Origin of the sequence: Pseudomonas sp. MS15a(2019), from assembly GCF_013277805.1 — a bacterium.
In the GTDB taxonomy this organism is placed as follows: Bacteria; Pseudomonadota; Gammaproteobacteria; order Pseudomonadales; family Pseudomonadaceae; genus Chryseomonas; species Chryseomonas benzopyrenica.
The window spans coordinates 209,864-226,433 of the sequence record NZ_VBTN01000009.1 but is presented as its reverse complement, the minus strand read 5'-3'; the positions used below and the strand labels follow the sequence as shown (position 1 = coordinate 226,433).

Here is a 16,570-nt window from a genome sequence, read left to right as displayed (position 1 = left end):
CATGACCGATTACAAAGCGACGCTCAACCTGCCTGAAACGGCATTCCCGATGAAAGCCGGCCTGCCGCAGCGCGAGCCGGAAGCGCTCAAGCGCTGGCAGGACATCGACCTGTACGGGAAGCTGCGCGCCATCGGCAAGGGCCGTCCGACCTTCATCCTGCATGACGGTCCGCCCTATGCCAACGGCAGCATCCACATCGGTCATGCGCTGAACAAGATCCTCAAGGACATCATCACCCGGTCCAAGACCCTGGCCGGCTTCGATGCCCCCTATGTGCCGGGCTGGGACTGCCATGGCCTGCCCATCGAGCACAAGGTGGAGACCACCTTCGGCAAGAATCAGCCGGCGGACCTGACCCGCGAGCGCTGCCGTGCCTATGCCAGCGAGCAGATCGAAGAGCAGAAGGCCGGCTTCGTCCGCCTGGGCGTGCTGGGTGACTGGAGCAATCCCTACCTGACCATGAACTTCGCCAACGAGGCCGGCGAGATCCGCGCCCTGGGCGAACTGGTCAAGAAGGGCTTCGTCTTCAAGGGCCTCAAGCCGGTCAACTTCTGCTTCGACTGCGGCTCGGCCCTGGCCGAGGCCGAGGTGGAGTACCAGGACAAGCGTTCCGACGCCATCGACGTGGCCTTCCCGGTCGCCGATGCCGACAAGCTGGCCGCTGCCTTCGGCCTCGATGCGCTGGCCAAGCCCACCACCATCGTCATCTGGACCACCACCCCCTGGACCATCCCGGCCAACCAGGCGCTCAACGTGCATCCCGAATTCACCTATGCGCTGGTGGACGTCGGTGATCGCCTGCTGCTGCTGGCCGAAGAGCTGGTGGAAAGCTGCCTGGCGCGCTACGGCCTGCAGGGCGAGGTGATCGCCACTGCCCCGGGAACCGCCCTGGAGCTGATCAATTTCCGTCATCCGCTGTACGAGCGTCTGTCGCCCATCTACCTGGCCGAATACGTCGAGCTGGGCGCCGGTACGGGTATCGTGCACTGCTCGCCTGCCTACGGCGAAGATGACTTCCGCATCTGCAAGCAGTACGGCCTGAGCAACGACGACATCCTCAACCCAGTGCAGAGCAACGGCGTCTACGCCGAGTCGCTGCCGCTGTTTGGCGGCCAGTTCATCTGGAAGGCCAACCCGGTTATCGTCGGCGCCCTGGAAGAGGCGGGTGCGCTGCTCAAGCACGAGGCGATCAATCACAGCTACATGCATTGCTGGCGGCACAAGACCCCGCTGATCTATCGCGCCACCGCTCAGTGGTTCGTCGGCATGGATAAGCAGCCCAACGAAGGCGCTACCCTGCGCGAGCGCTCCCTGGCGGCCATCGAGCAGACCCAGTTCGTCCCGGCCTGGGGCCAGGCGCGGCTGCACGGCATGATCGCCGGCCGGCCCGACTGGTGCATCTCGCGCCAGCGCAACTGGGGTGTGCCGATTCCCTTCTTCACCCACAAGGAAAGCGGCGAGCTGCATCCGCGTACCGTCGAGCTGATGGAAGCCGTCGCCCAGCGCGTCGAGCGCGAGGGCATCGAGGCCTGGTTCAAGCTCGATCCCGTCGAATTGCTCGGCGAAGAAGCCGGCCAGTACGACAAGAGTCGCGACACCCTCGACGTCTGGTTCGATTCCGGCACCACCCACTGGCACGTGCTGCGCGGCTCCCATGCCGAACTGGCGCACCCGCAGGGTCCGGTGGCCGATCTCTACCTGGAGGGCTCCGACCAGCACCGTGGCTGGTTCCACTCCTCGCTGCTGACCGGCTGCGCCATCGACGGCCATGCCCCCTACAAGGAACTGCTGACCCACGGCTTCACCGTGGACGAGCAGGGTCGCAAGCAGTCCAAGTCGCTGGGCAACGTGGTCGCCCCGCAAAAGGTCATCGACAGCCTGGGCGCCGACATCCTGCGTCTCTGGGTCGCCTCCACCGACTACACCGGCGAGATGGCAGTCTCCGACCAGATCCTGCAGCGCAGCGCCGACTCCTATCGCCGCATCCGCAACACCGCGCGCTTCCTGCTCTCCAACCTGTCCGGCTTCGATCCGGCGGTCAATCGGGTCGCCCCCGAGGACATGATCGACCTGGACCGCTGGGCCGTGGATCGCGCCCTGTTGCTGCAACGGGAAATCGAGCAGGCCTATGCCGAGTACCGCTTCCTCAACGTCTACCAGAAGGTGCACAACTTCTGCGTGCAGGAGCTGGGTGGCTTCTACCTGGACATCATCAAGGACCGCCAGTACACCACCGGCGCCGACAGCCTGCCGCGGCGTTCCTGCCAGACCGCGCTGTACCTGATCGCCGAGGCCCTGGTGCGCTGGATCGCGCCCATCCTGTCCTTTACCGCCGACGAGATCTGGCAGTACCTGCCGGGCGAGCGGGAAGAGTCGGTGATGCTGACCACCTGGTACGACGGCCTCTTCGCCCTGCCCGAGGGCGCGACCCTGGATCGCGCCTACTGGGATCAGGTCATGGCGGTCAAGGCCGCGGTCAACAAGGAACTGGAAAACCAGCGTGCGGCCAAGACCCTCGGCGGCAGCCTGCAGGCGGAGATCACCCTCTACGCCGACAGCGCCCTGCAGACCGTGCTGGAGGCCCTGGGCAACGAACTGAGGTTCGTGCTGATCTCGTCCCAGGCGGCTGTCCAGCCGCTGGAACAGGCCCCGGAAGGCGCCGTGGTCAGCGAGCTGAGCGGCCTCAAGCTGGTGGTGCGCAAGTCCGAGGCACCCAAGTGCGCCCGCTGCTGGCATCACAGCCACAGCGTCGGCCAGGACGCCGCGCATCCGGAGATCTGCGAGCGCTGCGTGACCAACGTCTATGGTTCGGGCGAGGTGCGCGAGCATGCGTGATGCGCAGCGTTTTGGCGCCTTGCCCTGGTTGGTCTTGAGCGTGGTGGTGATCCTGCTGGATCAGCTGAGCAAAGCCTATTTCCAGAACAACCTGTCGCTCTACCAACAGGTACCGGTCATCACCGATCTGTTCAGCTGGACCCTGGCCTACAACACCGGTGCCGCCTTCAGCTTCCTGGCCGACCACTCCGGCTGGCAGCGCTGGTTCTTTGCCGGCATCGCGCTGGTAGTGAGCGTGGTGCTGGTGGTCTGGCTCAAGCGCCTGCGCAACGATACCTGGACCGCGATCGCCTTGGCCCTGATCCTCGGCGGTGCCCTGGGCAATCTCTATGATCGTATGGTGCTTGGCCACGTCATCGACTTTGTCTTGGTCCATTGGCGCCAAGAGTGGTTCTTCCCGGCCTTCAACCTGGCTGACAGTGCCATCTGTGTAGGCGCCGTGATGCTGGCCCTGGATATGTTCCGCAAGAAAACACCCGAGGAAGCCCATGGCTGAGATCACCATCGGCCCGGACACCCGGGTCACCCTGCATTTCGCCATCAAGCTGCAGAACGGCGACGTGGTGGACAGCACCTTCGACAAGGCGCCGGCCACCTTCACCGTTGGTGACGGCAATCTGCTGCCCGGTTTCGAGCAGGCGCTGTTCGGCCTGGAAGCCGGTACCAAGACCAGCCTGACCATTCCGCCGGAGCGTGGCTTCGGCCAGCCCAATGACGGCAATCTGCAGACCATGGCCCGGGACGACTTCAGCGACATGGAGCTGTCGCCCGGCCTGCTGATCATCTTCAGCGACGCCGCCGGCGGCGAGATGCCTGGCGTGGTCAAGAGCTACGACGACGACCAAGTGATCATCGACTTCAACCACCCGCTGGCCGGCCGTGTGCTGACCTTCGACGTGGAAATTCTGGCCATCGAGCCTGCCGTCTCCCATTGATCCAACGCCGCCCGTGAAGCGGGCAGAGGAGCCTATGCAGATCAAGCTCGCCAATCCCCGCGGCTTCTGCGCCGGCGTGGACCGCGCCATCGACATCGTCGACCGGGCGCTGGACGTTTTCGGTCCGCCCATCTATGTGCGTCACGAAGTGGTGCACAACAAGTTCGTGGTCGACAACCTGCGCGCCCGCGGCGCCGTCTTCGTCGAAGACGTGGCCGACGTGCCGGACGACGTCATCCTCATCTTCAGCGCCCATGGCGTCTCCCAGGCCGTGCGCCGGGAGGCCGCCGCGCGTGGCCTCAAAGTGTTCGACGCCACCTGTCCGCTGGTGACCAAGGTGCACATGGAAGTCGCGCGCTACAGTCGCGACGGGCAGGAGTGCATCCTCATCGGCCACGCTGGGCACCCGGAAGTGGAGGGCACCATGGGCCAGTACGATGATCGCGCCGGTGGTGCCATCTACCTGGTGGAAGACGAGGAAGACGTGGCAAAGCTCGAGGTGCGCAACCCCGAAGCCCTGTTCTACGTCTCCCAGACCACCTTGTCGATGGACGACACCCGCAAGGTGATCGACGCCCTGCGCGCGAAGTTTCCCCAGATTAACGGCCCGCGCAAGAACGACATCTGCTACGCCACCACCAACCGCCAGGACGCGGTGAAGACCCTGGCGCTGGAAAGCGACGTGGTACTGGTGGTGGGCAGCCCCACCAGCTCCAACTCCAACCGCCTGCGCGAACTCGCCGAACGCCTGGGCACCCCGGCCTATCTCATCGATGGCGCCGAGGATATGCAGCAGAGCTGGTTCGAAGGCGTGCAACGCATCGGCGTCACCGCCGGCGCCTCGGCCCCTGAAGTCCTGGTACGCGGCGTCATCGATCGGCTGCAGAGTTGGGGTGCCACTGGCGAAGTGGAGCTGGAGGGCGAGCCGGAGAACATCACCTTCACCCTGCCGCGGGAGCTCAGGGTAAAGGCGGTATAGGACGTCGCTGGCGCCCTAGCGGCGCCAGCAGTCGGCGGTGGTGGCACCGGTGCCGGTCTGGTCCTTCTTGCCCGTGTTGGTAAGCTTCAGATCCCCACACTTATCGTTGGCCATTACCCCCGAGCTATTCCGCGTCGCCGTGGCGGTGTAGGACGCTCCGGCGTCACCCACGCTGATGCTGAAGGTGTACGGAGTTCCAGTGGGGTAGGGCGGAGCCGGATTGTCCGGTACGTCTGTCCTATTGGCTGTCTTGGAGTAACGCCCCGTCCCCGTGTAATAGCGTTCCATGAATTGCGACAGTTGCATAAGCGTCGCCTCCGCATCGGCCCGATTGCCCTTGCGGATGTGTTCCATATAGGACGGATAGGCAATGGCGGCCAGGATGCCGACGATGGCCACCACGATCATCACTTCGATGAGGGTGAAGCCGCTAGTCTGATAGCGGCTGATGTGAGTTTCTCTCATTGTGTCTACCTAATTTCTTGCCACGATGCGCGCTCCGATACTCGCGCACCTTTGCTAATGGGCTCGCACTTAGGCGCACTGTTCGCTGACCCTGAATAGCAGATCAGGTCAGTATCGGCATCCTCGCCACGATTGATTTGAGTAGGGGTTTTGATGGCGCCCTGTTCGGGATCTATCACACTGGAATAGGGGGTCTTCGTACCGTCGGTCGCCACGTAGTAATCCTGATCATTGATGACTCCATCGCCGTTGATATCGAAAACGGCGTAGGAGAGACGCCCGCCCGATAGCACGTCGATTTTGGTGACTGGGCTAACCCCACCACCTTGACAGGGGTCGGCAGATGGAATCAAGGAGGCGAAGCTCAATACTCCATTGGCGACACTGGCGCGCGATATGACGCGCTCGCCTTTATTAACACTGTTGACTGCTAGGTTCAAGTACCATCCTGACTTGTTTGTAGGGATGCTGTTATTGCTCATTACTCTGGCAATTTTGCCGTTTATGGTTTCTTGCGCAATGATCGTCTGCTCTACAAGCGCACTACGGGATATATTCTGTCCGTGATCGATGATTCCGTAGTAACTTTCCAGGCGCGGCGAGTCCGGCACTTCATTGTCTCCCGTTTTATAATAGCTGCCTGTGCCGAATAGAAGGATTGGATTGCCGTCCTTGTTAAGCGCTACGGAAATGGCAGAAGTGATAGGCTGGGCAACAGCGTCACTGGTGTTTCCTGTCTTAGCGGTAAATAAGGGGGCGCTCCCAAGAGAGGTAGGTGCGCTCCAGTTCGCTGGATCACTGCTGACAATGTCGAAGCGCCAAACATTGCCGATAGTGTCGCCTACATAGATGCGATCGGCTACGCGGTCATTGTCGAGATCGATTGCCGTAGGTTCGCTCAGGCTACCCTCAGTCGTGATGTTGAATTTGCTTATCACGCTGCCATCTGCCGCGTCAAGGATCCACAATTTCCCGGAAGTCACACTACCGTCGCTAAAGCCGCTGCTGACGATAACGCCAAATTTACCGTTCGCCAAGGCAACCAGTGAGGGGCGTTGGATAGGATAATTTATTTCAGTAGAGGTGAACTCCCATAATACCGCAGGGCTTTCTGGATTTGTCACATCTAGAGCGAAAACGGCCTTGCCCCCAGCGCCGGTACTGCCTACGACCAATGTTTTCCACGAATTGTTAATCCAGGCGTCACCAGCCTTGGCGGAACCATCCACGTAATAACGGTGGCTATAGTCTGGTTGCGTCAAGCGATACAGTTCTCCCAAGAGCGTTCGAGGAATAAATGCAAATAGCTCATTGCCTCCGTTGTTTGATGAGGCGTCGAATGTGTGTAGCATTCCATCGTTAGCACCAACGACAACCATCGGCTTGCGGTCTTTTATAGACTGGCGAAAGTTTATATAAGTCGAGCCGGCTGTACCCCAGGCGGAGCCGGTTAATAAATTATAGCCATAGTCTGCGGTGTCGATATATAAGGGGTCTGAGTTAACGATATCGCCCAAACGGCTTCTGCGCTCCCGCATGGGATTACTTGCTCGCGTTTCGTAGGATCTGTTGCCTCTCAGGTAATCTACGCGCGCCTGGCCTTCGCTTTCGTTTACGTGAGTAGACTCATCATTTGTTCGCCGCAAGGCCGTTTTGGCGTCATCGTCAAGCTCACTCCACAAGAAATTAACACTACCGCGAGAGAACTGGGCATTGGCATCCAGGTCGCGCTCGCTGGTCGTGGCTATGTTGCTTGTCAATATCTTGCGTGCGCTAGGCTCCGTGGTGTTTAGAATAGTCGCTGCGCTCCACGTTGCGCCGTTGCTGACTTGTCCTGAGCTATCGACGGACAACGCTTGGAGATCACCACTCCAGAACTTGGGTTCGTATGAGGCTTTGAACAGGACGCTGCCCGTATTGAGCTCTGAGCTACTGGTTCCCAATGATGTATTCGTGGTGGCAGTTTCTTGGGCAATTCTAGCAAAGGCATTTTTGAGGCCTGCAACCATTCCTGCTGCGTCGCCACCCACGAAGAAGTTATCTGGGCGCTTGTCCCCAGAAGAAAGCGTTTGCCCGTTGGTAGTCCACATGGCGTCAGTGATGCTTGAGGCCGCTGCGGTCTCGGGATCAAAGCCCTGAGGTACGGTGAAGCCACCGTATTTAGTGGCAAGCCAATACTGGTTGGCTGTCTTTGGCTTGAGCAGTTGACCTTCCCTGACATCCACCCAGTAGGTCGAAATGGTTTGCTTGCCAGGTATAAGGTTTCGTTGATCCTTTACATGGGCATCGAATGCCAAGCCAGCGATATAGGCAGAGCTTTGTCGCCCTTCATTGTCGAATGGAGTGGGAATCGAAATGCCTTCCAAGGCGGCTACTCGGCTTGTCGCCGTTACGACATTGACCGTAGTGTCTGCCGCTACCTCGGGAGGTAAAGCTGGCTCCTGATCGTGCTTAAGGTTTCCTGGAAGATTTTTATCGCTCCAGGTATTCACGTCGCCAATGCCGAGAATGACATTTTTTTGGCAGGAGTAGGTAATAGGGTCGATCCAGTTGGTAACTACGGGGAAGCCGTCTGCCTGGGCGTAACGATCATCACTATCGCCGGTAAGCTCACTATAGGTGTTAACATTCCCTTGGTTCTTGAAATAGCGTAATGCAGTATAGTAAAGCTCACTTACCGGATCAAAATCCTTTAGCTTGCGATAAAGGTTTCCTCTGTAAGGCATGGAGCCAAATTTGTTGATGTAGTTAATGACGCCGCTATTGACGATTCGACCTGTATTATCTATGGCATCGTTTGTTGCTTGAGCCTCGGAAGTGGATGGATTGCTTACCAATATCCCCGTTTCAGAGCTCCATTCTGCGCGATTTGTCGTTTGGTCTGGAGGGTTAGGCCCTATGTAGGCCTGGTTGGCGCGTAGAACACCACCGTCGCGTAATCGATCCTCGTAAACGTTTAGGTAACTGAAGGCTGAATAACGTAAATTGTTTGCATACTGTTGTAGTAGGCCTTCAGGTTTGTACTGTCCGTTAGGGTAGCGCTTGCAGTTGGCTTCTTTCAAACTCTCGGAGACGCAAACCTTAACCTGAATTCTTAAGCGGTAAACGCTTTTTACCCCTTGTTCTGGGGGGTAATATGCAGTTTTTAGCTTTCCATCTTCCCATTGGGCAGAGTTGTTAGGGTCGTAATCAGTCCATTCGTAGTCCCCCTCTGAATACCCAGTCCCACCGATCTTGTCCGTCCAGTTGGAGATGAGCATGTCAAAACCCAGACCCTCCAGGCGGATGTTCAGACTGTTCCAGTTGTCGAGTGGTAGGGCGCCTTCAAGCTGAGTCATATCCTGGCCGGTATTTATGCGGTTGCCTGCATCACTCTGCCCGCTATGTCGAGCTTTCTGTAGGATGGTCGATGTGGTGGTGTCGACCACTCGATTGCCTCCCGTCAGTGCGCTACGAAACGGATCAATAGTGGGTGTGGCAGCCCAGTTGAGGAAGTTGCCACTCCACTCTTTTTCACCAGTGCAGCGAAAGTTTTCCGTTTTTCTTACAGGATAGAAGTAGCGGTCGAGCTCTTGTGTGCCGTATTGATAGAGGTAGCATTTTTCGGAATCAAAGTAGCCAGTGTAGCGGGTGGCAGAAACATAGTTGTTTATGTTTGCTACAGATAGTACCGTTGGCCATTCCACCGAGGGGACCAAGGCTAGGCTACCTGGTATGTCACCGCCAATGAGTAGCGGCGTTTGAGATACCGCACCGTGAGTATTTGGACTCATGCCGAGTAGGGCTAATAGAGCAAGCAGGGCGCGACGTGAGATCAAGGGGAATAATGAGAGTTTGCTCATGAGCTGTTCTCCGAGCGCTAGCGCCTGATGAAAAGAGTGCTGAGATTGACTATGGAGCTAGCCACCTGAGTATCTCCTGAGCTGTCTTTCGCACTGCCCAAGCCTTTTGTTTCAATCCGGATTACACTTGTTGTAATCGGGATCCCGGCCTCTAGGCTATAACCGAACTTTTGAATGGTCACGCCGGGTAGCGGGTTCATGCGATAGGTTGCTCGACCCTGACCCTGGTCGGAAAGGTCTGTGGCATCGGTCCAGTTGTCGGTAGTGGCAGTGCTTTGCCATTCCGCTATGGATTTGTTCTTGGCCGCTTGTTCAGCGTCGCGTTGCGCCATTTCCGCTGCCTGGAAGGCGAGATTCTCATCGCGCAAGTTGCCCGCCATCCGCTCCTGCAGGACGGTGCCCCTCATGCTTCCGATGGCGAGCAGGGTCATGAGCAGCAGCATGATCAGGGTAACGATGAGTACCGCGCCATTTTGCTGGCCTGGGAGCTTGTTCATGGCAGATGGTTGCGAATCCCGACGGTAAGGGTGAAGACCTGGGCAAGACGGCCATCGTCAATGGTTCTGTTGCTGCCCATGAATGGCACAGTCTGGTCAGGCGTGATTGCATTTTTTTGTCGGCTCACGGCGAGCAGATTGATGCGGACGGAAACCACGCTTTGCCAGTTGTTGGTCAGACTCGAGTCGTTGGCATCGAGGTAGTTGCCTGTTATCTGGCCATTGGCATTGCCCAGCGCATACTGGAATTGCAGGTCTTGGATGCCACTTACCAGTTCTTCCGCTATTTCAACCGGTGTCGAGCCCGCATTGGATGTGTAACGGGTGCGCCACAATGAAGGGACGCCGGTAGTGGTGTCGTTCTTCAGGTAATAGAGTGTGCTCTGATAGTTGAGGGCCTGAGCCGTTTTGTTGTAGGCGCGACTAAAGTTCAAACCTTCTTTTAAAGAGACGCTTTTGCCCGTATCACTTTGGTTTATGAAGAAATCGCAAGCCACAGGATCGGCGACGATGATCAGATCGCCTTTCCTGGCACCACTGTCGGTGGTGCCGGTCGTAAGGCTCCCATTAGTGGCAGCGGCATTGTCGGGTAGGGCCTTCACCACGGGATTGGCAGCGTGCTTGAGCAGGATGACATCGGTACCCGATGTCCGAGCGTTATAAGTAGTATCCAACCAGTCCGGTAGCGTACCTGGACTGCTGTCATTCCAGCCTTTTAGGCCGCTGCCCAGCACATAGCGATCATCATTGCCACTGGTCAAGCTGGTTGGCGTGAGGTCATTCAGCTTGCTCAGGCATTCGCCTCTGTAGCCAGCATTTCGCAGATCGAAAGCGATGAATTCAAGCGCGAAGCGACCTGACTCCTGTACCTGGGAGAGGGCTGTGTTTGTCTGATAGGTCTGACGAGAGGACAGGAAAATCTGGATTACGCCGCCCATCAGCAACAAGCCAAGCAGCAGGGCGATCATCAATTCGATGATGGATAGACCGGCTTGACGACGCGATGAGGTGCGCATCATAGACGGGTCCTATACTCGAAGGTTTCCAGTGCACGCGCTGTCGCTTGCTGGGTCGTTTCGTCGGTACTCTTGATGCGTGCTCGTGCATCGTTCCAGCTGATGCTGATGGTCACTATGTTGCTCGAGGTGACTATGGTGCCTGTCCCTTGCGGAAGACTGCTTGCCAAATGGCTATTCCATTCCGCCAGATCGCGTTGCGCCGGAGTTGAGGTGCTACTGGGCGTGCTACTGGTGGACGGGGGGCTGGACTGCGCGTAGTCGCCAGCTAGCGCCGCCTTGCGATTGGCCCGCATGCGGTCCGCTATGTCATTGGCCAGGATGGTGGCCTGGGAGCGATAGTAGGCCCCTTGATTGCTCTGCACGCTCATGGCCTGCAAGCCGGCCAGGCCCAACAAGCCGATGGCGAGGATGAACATGGCCACCAGGACCTCGATGAGCGTCGCGCCACGCTGCCATCGGGATCGGTTCATGGCTGGATGCAACCGCTCGTGTTGGCTGAGGCATTGCCGGTGACCGTCACGGTGACGATACGGCGGCAACTGGGTGTCGCGACGCCCAGGGTTTCAGCAGCGCTGAGCGTCGTCGTGCCATTGTTGCGATAGGTGATGCCATCACTGGGGCCGGTGAGCGCGATCCCGGTCGCAGGCTCCCAGACGCGGAGGACGAGACTCTCTTGGATCAATAGCCAGCCTGCTGACCAGTCGGTACCCGCTTCACAAGCGCTGCCGTCTGCATTGCGTCGACAGAGGGTGACGTTGGTACGGCGCTTGAGCGCTTCCGAACGAGTCGTTTGCAGGGCGCCTACCAGTTCATTGCTCATGACCGCCGCCCGGTTGCTCTGTACGGTCCTGTTGAACGACGGCGCAGCGATGGCGATGACGATCGCCAGAATGGCGATCGCCACCATCAGTTCGATAAGAGTGAAGCCGTACTGAGCACGCATCGTCGGATTCGCCAGGTTGGGAGGCCTAGGATGGGTGATGGCACTCTGATGTCCAGCAAATGGTGGATGTTCGGTCGAAAAAGGAACGTGTCTGGTACGCGGGTTTAAGCGCAACGGTCGCTCTCGCGGAGATTCGCTGGCTCGATCCGTCCTGCTTTGTTCAGGACGAGGCGGGCGAGCGGAGTGTCGCCTCGGCAGAGGATGAAACTGCCATTCAGCGAGTCGGTGGTACCGTTGCCCAGGAAGGTGAGATGGGGCTGGGTGCGGAAGTTGTTCCAATGCCAGTGCAGGCCTTCCGGCAGTTCGCTGACCAGCAGCGTCGCCTCTTCGGCGGACTGCTGCCCGTCACGATCATGATCGGGGAAGACGCGCGTCGCGGCTGACCAGCGACTGGTGGCTTCGCAGGTAGCCGCTGGCGCATGGCAGATGGTGACGCTGCTTTTTCTGGTAATGGCGGCGGTACGGGCGAAGTTGACCGTTTCCCTCAGGTGGTCGATGGCGATCTGCTGGCGGTTACGTTGCAGCAATTCGCCGAACGCGGGCGCCGCCAGCGCCGTGACGATGCCGAGTACACTGAGACAGATGAGCAGTTCGAAGAGGCTGACGCCTCGCGCGTTGCGATATGTCATGTCGACGTCCTTGTGTGATCTTCCGGCCTTCCTGGCCGAAGAAGCGATTTAATGACGTCGTGCTGGCGAGTCAATTCCCAGGTGCTAGAGGTGTGACGTGAGTTTCGATGTGGCTGTGGTAGGGGCCGGTGCCATTGGCTTGTTGTCGGCCTATCACCTGTCCTTGAGCGGTCGGCGGGTGGTGTTGGTGGAGCGGGGCGAGCCTGGGCGGGAGGCGTCCTGGGCTGGTGGCGGGATCGTCTCGCCGCTCTATCCGTGGCGCTATCAGCCGGCCGTGACGGCGCTGGCGCACTGGTCGCAGGATTTCTATCCGGTGCTGGGGGAGCGGTTGCGGCAGGAGACGGGCGTGGACCCCGAGGTGGAAGTGACCGGGCTGTACTGGCTCGATCTGGAGGACGAAGCCGAGGCGCTGGACTGGGCGCGGCGCAATGTGCGGCCGCTGGCGTCGGTGTCGGTCGCGGCGGTACGGCAGCGGGTGCCGGTGCTGGGGCCGGGCTATGAGCGAGCAGTCTTCATGGCGGGGGTGGCCAATGTGCGCAATCCCCGGCTGGTGCGCTCCTTGCGCGAAGCCTTGCTGCGCATGCCGAACGTGACGCTAATGAGCGAGTCGCCGGTGACCGGGTTCTTGCGCCAGGGTGAGCGCATAATGGGGGTACAGACGGCGCGCGAGGCCATCCATGCCGAGTCGGTCGTCGTCTGTGCGGGCGCCTGGAGCGGTGAGCTGCTGCAGACCCTGGGGCTGGCGGTGCCGGTGCGGCCGGTGAAGGGGCAGATGCTGCTGTATCGCCAGCCGGTCGGCTATCTGACCAGCATGGTGCTGGCCAAGGGGCGCTACGCCATTCCGCGGCGCGATGGTCATATCCTCATCGGCAGTACCCTGGAGCACGCCGAATTCGACAAGACGCCGACCGCCGAGGCGCTGGCCAGCCTACAGGCCTCGGCCGCCGAGTTGCTGCCGGCGCTGGCCGGCCAGGCGCCGGTGGCGCACTGGGCGGGACTGCGGCCGGGGTCGCCGGATGGCGTGCCCTTCATCGGGCCGGTACCGGAGCTGCCCGGGCTGTGGCTCAACTGCGGGCACTATCGCAATGGCCTGGTGCTGGCACCGGCGTCCTGCCAGTTGCTGACCGATCTGCTCACCGAACGCACGCCCATCATCGATTCGGCGCCCTATGCGCCAGGCGCGCGGTTGGCGGCGGACTGATCAATCGATGCCGAGCTTCTTCAGTCGGTAGCGCATCGACCGGAAGGAGAGGCCCAGGCGTTCCGCGGCGGCGGTGCGATTCCAGCGGGTCTCTTCGAGCGCCTGCATGATCAGCTGGCGCTCGATGGATTCCAGGTGGTCTTCGAGGTTGGCGATGTTGGCCAGGCTGGCTTCGCCGGTGGCGGTGGCCGCCGGGGCGTCGGCCAGGCGCAGGTCGGCCGGGCGGATGACATCGCCTTCGCAAAGGGTGTAGGCCCGCTCCAGCATGTTTTCCAGTTCGCGCACGTTACCGGGAAAGCGGTAGCTCTTGAGCCTGGCCAGGGCATCCTCGCCCAGCATGGCCGGGGCGAGGCCTGAGTCCCGCGCCAGGCGTTCGAGCATGTGATTGGCCAGGACACCAATGTCTTCACGGCGCTCGCGCAGGGCCGGTACCTGCAATTCGATGACGTTGAGGCGATAGTAGAGATCCTGGCGGAAGGTGCCGGCGGCGACCTCGGCGGCGAGATCCCGGTGGGTGGCGCTGAGGATGCGCACGTCCAGGCTGATCTCCTGCTGGCTGCCTACCGGGCGCACGGCTTTTTCCTGGATGGCGCGCAAGAGCTTGACCTGCATCGGCAGCGGCAAGTCGGCCACCTCGTCGAGAAACAGGGTGCCGCCCTGGGCGGCCTGGAACAGGCCCTGCTTGTCTTCGATGGCGCCGGTGAAGCTGCCCTTGCGGTGGCCGAAGAATTCGCTTTCCACCAGTTCCGAGGGGATGGCGCCGCAGTTGACCGGCACGAAGGGCCGACCGGCCCGCGGACCCTGCTCATGGATCAGTCGTGCCACCCGCTCTTTGCCGCTGCCCGATTCGCCGCTGATGTAGACCGGCGCCTGGCTGCGCGCCAGCTTGGCGATCTGGCCGCGCAGGGCGCGCATGGGGGGCGACTCGCCGAGCAGTTGGGTTTCACTGGCACCGGCTGCTGCCGGGGTGGGCCCGGACAGGCGCAGGGCGGTGCCCACCAGCTCGCGCAGGCGCGGCAGATCCACCGGCTTGGTCAGGTAGTCGAAGGCGCCGGCCTTGAGCGCCTGCACAGCGGTTTCCAGGCTGCCGAAGGCGGTGATCATGGCTACCGGCAATTGCGGAAAGCGTTGCTGGATGAACTGGATGAGGTCCAGTCCCGAGCCGTCGGGCAGGCGCATGTCGGTCAGGCAGAGGTCGAAGCTTTCCCGTTCGAGGATGGCCCGGGCGTCGGCGATGTTCTTGGCGCTGGCGGTGTCGAGTTTCATCCGCCCCAGGGTGATCTCCAGGAGTTCGCGGATATCGGGTTCATCGTCGACGATCAGGACTTTCTGTCGGGCCATGCTCAGCTCATTGTGCGGGGATGGGCGAAGGTGATGCGAAAACAGCTGCCGTTCGCCAAAGGATGATAGCCAAGTCTGGCCTGGTTGCTCTCGCAAAGCTCACGGGAGATGTACAGGCCCAGCCCGGTCCCCTTGTTCTCGGTGGTGAAGAAGGGTTCGAACAGGTGGTCGAGTTGTTCGGCGGCGACGCCTGGGCCGTCATCGACCACCTCGAGGATGGGCAGGTCGCTTTCCGGGTCGCGGTAGGTGCTGAGCCAGACCTGGCCGGTGCCGTGTTTCTGGCAGCTGTAGCGCAGGCCGTTCTGTACCAGGTTGGTCAGGATCTGGCCCAGCTGGTGGGGGTCCATGTGGGTCTGCAGGGTACCGGCTTCGGTCTTGACGTGCAGCGTCTGGCCGGCGGGCAGGGTAGGGCGCAACTCCCCGGCGAAGCGGTGCGCCCAATAGCGCAGATCGATCAGCTGCGGCGCGGCCTGGCGTCGGCGCGACAGCTGCAGGACGTTTTCCACCACCCGATTCATTCGCCGTGACTGGTCCTGGATGATCTGCGCCAGGCGCCGATCCGGTGTGGTCAGTTCTTCGGATTCCTGCAGCAGTTGCGCGGCGTGACTGATGGCCCCCAGCGGGTTGCGGATCTCGTGGGCGATGCCGGCGGTGAGACGACCAAGGGAGGCGAGCTTGAGTTGCTGGGCCTGCTGCGCGATGCGCGAGACGTCTTCGAGAAAGGTGAGTACCCGTTCGCCTTCACCTTGCTGCAGCCGGGCGAAGCTGGGTTGCAGCAGCGGGCCGTTGGCATGGGCGCGCCAGGGCGTGGGACGGATGCTGGGATTGCGCTCCCATTCCTCCAGCCGCTGGGCGAGGCCCAGGGTCAGGGGCGTGATGGTGGCCTCGTCGTCCACCCCGAGCAGGCGCCGGGCTGCTGGATTGGCCAGCAGCACCTGGTACTCGGCATCGAACACCAGGATGCCGGTACGCATGCGTTCGAGGATCAGGGCATTGAGGGCTTCCAATTCGGCCACCGCAGTGGCGCGGGTTTCGGCCAGGGCCTGGCTGTCCAGCAGCCGCCGGACCAGGCCCTGTACCAGCAGCGCCGTGGCGAAACAAAGGGTGCCCAGACCTGCCGCCTGCACATAGCCGCTGCCGCTGTCGCCACGGCGCAGGTCCAGGTAGCCGGTCGCCAGCAGCAGGGCGATGGCGGCCAGGGCAGCGATCAGCAGGCCGCGGCGTCCGCGGATCAGGACGTTGGAGACCCCGACGGTCACCACCAGCAGACTGCCCATGCCGCTGGCGATGCCGCCGGCCAGGAAGAACAGGCCGCCCAGGGCGAGGATATCGATCAGTGCCAGGGCGAAGGCGCGACCGCGCAGCAGCCGATGGCCGACCGCGAGCACTACGTTGGTTGCCAGATAGGCCCAGCTGGCCTGACGGAACAGCAGGCCGTCGACGGTGCGCAGCCAGTGCTGATCCAGATCGCTGGAAATCAGCACCACCAGCGCCAGACCGATGACGATGCGATAGAGATGATAGAGCCGCAGGACCGCGTCGGCTCTCAGGATGCCTGGATCAGTCGCGGTGCTCATGCTGCAACCGGCGATGTTCGGCGCTGCAATACCAGCGCTGGCCTTCGCCGTCGGCCAGGGCTCTTTCCTGGGGCACATGCACGCCGCAGTGGGCGCAGCGCACCATGGCATTGGGCGGCAGCGGAGGCGCCTTGGCAGCGGGCTTCTGCGTCTTGCCGCGCCACCAGCGTCTGATCATCCAGAACAGCGCGCCCAGGAGGACGAGCCACAACAGCAGGCGAAGCAGACCCATGGCGATCTCGCAGCGTGAAGGAGGGTGGAGTTTAGCAGGGCCGCCGCAGTGGGTGAGCCCCCCCGCAGGGCATC

At 61.0% G+C, this 16,570-nt stretch carries 15 protein-coding genes; 5 read left to right on the top strand and 10 right to left on the bottom strand.

The features are described 5' to 3' along the window. The first annotated feature begins 1 nt into the window (after position 1). The 4 genes from ileS to ispH are packed head-to-tail and all read left to right on the top strand — an operon-like array spanning position 2 to position 4,750. Positions 2 to 2,836: an isoleucine--tRNA ligase gene (gene ileS / locus FEZ61_RS13780; protein ID WP_173149087.1), complete on the top strand. Its 2,835-nt coding sequence runs from the start codon at positions 2 to 4 to the stop codon at positions 2,834 to 2,836. Next, positions 2,829 to 3,332 carry a signal peptidase II gene (gene lspA, locus FEZ61_RS13775; protein ID WP_064307832.1) on the top strand — a complete coding sequence of 168 codons (504 nt, stop codon included), beginning with the start codon at positions 2,829 to 2,831 and terminating at the stop codon, positions 3,330 to 3,332. Before ileS ends, lspA begins: the two co-directional genes overlap by 8 nt. Next, positions 3,325 to 3,771 (top strand): FKBP-type peptidyl-prolyl cis-trans isomerase, encoded by a 447-nt coding sequence (gene fkpB, locus FEZ61_RS13770; RefSeq protein ID WP_173149085.1) that lies wholly within the window; start codon positions 3,325 to 3,327, stop codon positions 3,769 to 3,771. The genes lspA and fkpB overlap by 8 nt, the downstream gene beginning before the upstream one ends. 34 nt (positions 3,772 to 3,805) lie before the next feature. Further along, positions 3,806 to 4,750: a 4-hydroxy-3-methylbut-2-enyl diphosphate reductase gene (gene ispH, locus FEZ61_RS13765; protein WP_173149083.1), complete on the top strand. Its 945-nt coding sequence runs from the start codon at positions 3,806 to 3,808 to the stop codon at positions 4,748 to 4,750. Between the two features lie 15 nt (positions 4,751 to 4,765). On the opposite strand, the gene FEZ61_RS24620 is transcribed toward ispH, so the two are convergent. From FEZ61_RS24620 to FEZ61_RS13730, 7 genes are all read right to left on the bottom strand, one after another. Then, entirely contained in the window at positions 4,766 to 5,215 is a 450-nt protein-coding gene (locus FEZ61_RS24620) for a type IV pilin protein (RefSeq protein WP_082731498.1), read from the bottom strand. A 5-nt stretch (positions 5,216 to 5,220) separates the two neighbouring features. Further along, entirely contained in the window at positions 5,221 to 9,057 is a 3,837-nt protein-coding gene (locus FEZ61_RS13755; RefSeq protein WP_173149081.1) for a PilC/PilY family type IV pilus protein, read from the bottom strand. Between the two features lie 17 nt (positions 9,058 to 9,074). Beyond that, a complete protein-coding gene (locus FEZ61_RS13750; protein ID WP_068383521.1) occupies positions 9,075 to 9,554 on the bottom strand; it encodes a PilX N-terminal domain-containing pilus assembly protein in 480 nt (159 codons plus the stop codon). Next, entirely contained in the window at positions 9,551 to 10,573 is a 1,023-nt protein-coding gene (locus FEZ61_RS13745; protein ID WP_173149079.1) for a PilW family protein, read from the bottom strand. The genes FEZ61_RS13750 and FEZ61_RS13745 overlap by 4 nt, the downstream gene beginning before the upstream one ends. Then, positions 10,570 to 11,043, bottom strand: a complete 474-nt coding sequence (gene pilV / locus FEZ61_RS13740; protein ID WP_173149077.1) for a type IV pilus modification protein PilV — start codon at positions 11,041 to 11,043, stop codon at positions 10,570 to 10,572. The genes FEZ61_RS13745 and pilV overlap by 4 nt, the downstream gene beginning before the upstream one ends. Beyond that, entirely contained in the window at positions 11,040 to 11,516 is a 477-nt protein-coding gene (locus tag FEZ61_RS13735; RefSeq protein ID WP_173149075.1) for a GspH/FimT family pseudopilin, read from the bottom strand. Before FEZ61_RS13735 ends, pilV begins: the two co-directional genes overlap by 4 nt. A gap of 104 nt (positions 11,517 to 11,620) precedes the next feature. Then, positions 11,621 to 12,145, bottom strand: coding sequence for a GspH/FimT family pseudopilin (locus tag FEZ61_RS13730; protein ID WP_068383511.1), 525 nt, complete (start codon positions 12,143 to 12,145; stop codon positions 11,621 to 11,623). 97 nt (positions 12,146 to 12,242) lie between these two features. Between FEZ61_RS13730 and thiO the strand changes: the two genes are divergently transcribed. Further along, a complete protein-coding gene (thiO, locus tag FEZ61_RS13725; RefSeq protein ID WP_173149073.1) occupies positions 12,243 to 13,346 on the top strand; it encodes a glycine oxidase ThiO in 1,104 nt (367 codons plus the stop codon). Here the strand turns inward: thiO and FEZ61_RS13720 are convergent, their stop codons facing one another. From FEZ61_RS13720 to FEZ61_RS13710, 3 genes are read right to left on the bottom strand one after another with little or no spacing between them, the layout of a single operon-like run. After that, positions 13,347 to 14,687: a sigma-54 dependent transcriptional regulator gene (locus tag FEZ61_RS13720; RefSeq protein WP_173149071.1), complete on the bottom strand. Its 1,341-nt coding sequence runs from the start codon at positions 14,685 to 14,687 to the stop codon at positions 13,347 to 13,349. Positions 14,688 to 14,689: 2 nt separating this feature from the next. Then, positions 14,690 to 16,264, bottom strand: coding sequence for an ATP-binding protein (locus tag FEZ61_RS13715; protein ID WP_017640840.1), 1,575 nt, complete (start codon positions 16,262 to 16,264; stop codon positions 14,690 to 14,692). Further along, positions 16,248 to 16,496: a PP0621 family protein gene (locus FEZ61_RS13710; protein WP_017640839.1), complete on the bottom strand. Its 249-nt coding sequence runs from the start codon at positions 16,494 to 16,496 to the stop codon at positions 16,248 to 16,250. The genes FEZ61_RS13715 and FEZ61_RS13710 overlap by 17 nt, the downstream gene beginning before the upstream one ends. Positions 16,497 to 16,570 lie beyond the last annotated feature (74 nt).

Coding starts and splice junctions, on each gene's coding strand:
- ileS (WP_173149087.1), top strand. CDS start 2: ATGACCGATTACAAAGCGACGCTCAACCTGCCTGAAACGGCATTCCCG.
- lspA (WP_064307832.1), top strand. CDS start 2,829: ATGCGTGATGCGCAGCGTTTTGGCGCCTTGCCCTGGTTGGTCTTGAGC.
- fkpB (WP_173149085.1), top strand. CDS start 3,325: ATGGCTGAGATCACCATCGGCCCGGACACCCGGGTCACCCTGCATTTC.
- ispH (WP_173149083.1), top strand. CDS start 3,806: ATGCAGATCAAGCTCGCCAATCCCCGCGGCTTCTGCGCCGGCGTGGAC.
- FEZ61_RS24620 (WP_082731498.1), bottom strand. CDS start 5,215: ATGAGAGAAACTCACATCAGCCGCTATCAGACTAGCGGCTTCACCCTC.
- FEZ61_RS13755 (WP_173149081.1), bottom strand. CDS start 9,057: ATGAGCAAACTCTCATTATTCCCCTTGATCTCACGTCGCGCCCTGCTT.
- FEZ61_RS13750 (WP_068383521.1), bottom strand. CDS start 9,554: ATGAACAAGCTCCCAGGCCAGCAAAATGGCGCGGTACTCATCGTTACC.
- FEZ61_RS13745 (WP_173149079.1), bottom strand. CDS start 10,573: ATGATGCGCACCTCATCGCGTCGTCAAGCCGGTCTATCCATCATCGAA.
- pilV (WP_173149077.1), bottom strand. CDS start 11,043: ATGAACCGATCCCGATGGCAGCGTGGCGCGACGCTCATCGAGGTCCTG.
- FEZ61_RS13735 (WP_173149075.1), bottom strand. CDS start 11,516: ATGCGTGCTCAGTACGGCTTCACTCTTATCGAACTGATGGTGGCGATC.
- FEZ61_RS13730 (WP_068383511.1), bottom strand. CDS start 12,145: ATGACATATCGCAACGCGCGAGGCGTCAGCCTCTTCGAACTGCTCATC.
- FEZ61_RS13720 (WP_173149071.1), bottom strand. CDS start 14,687: ATGGCCCGACAGAAAGTCCTGATCGTCGACGATGAACCCGATATCCGC.
- FEZ61_RS13715 (WP_017640840.1), bottom strand. CDS start 16,264: ATGAGCACCGCGACTGATCCAGGCATCCTGAGAGCCGACGCGGTCCTG.
- FEZ61_RS13710 (WP_017640839.1), bottom strand. CDS start 16,496: ATGGGTCTGCTTCGCCTGCTGTTGTGGCTCGTCCTCCTGGGCGCGCTG.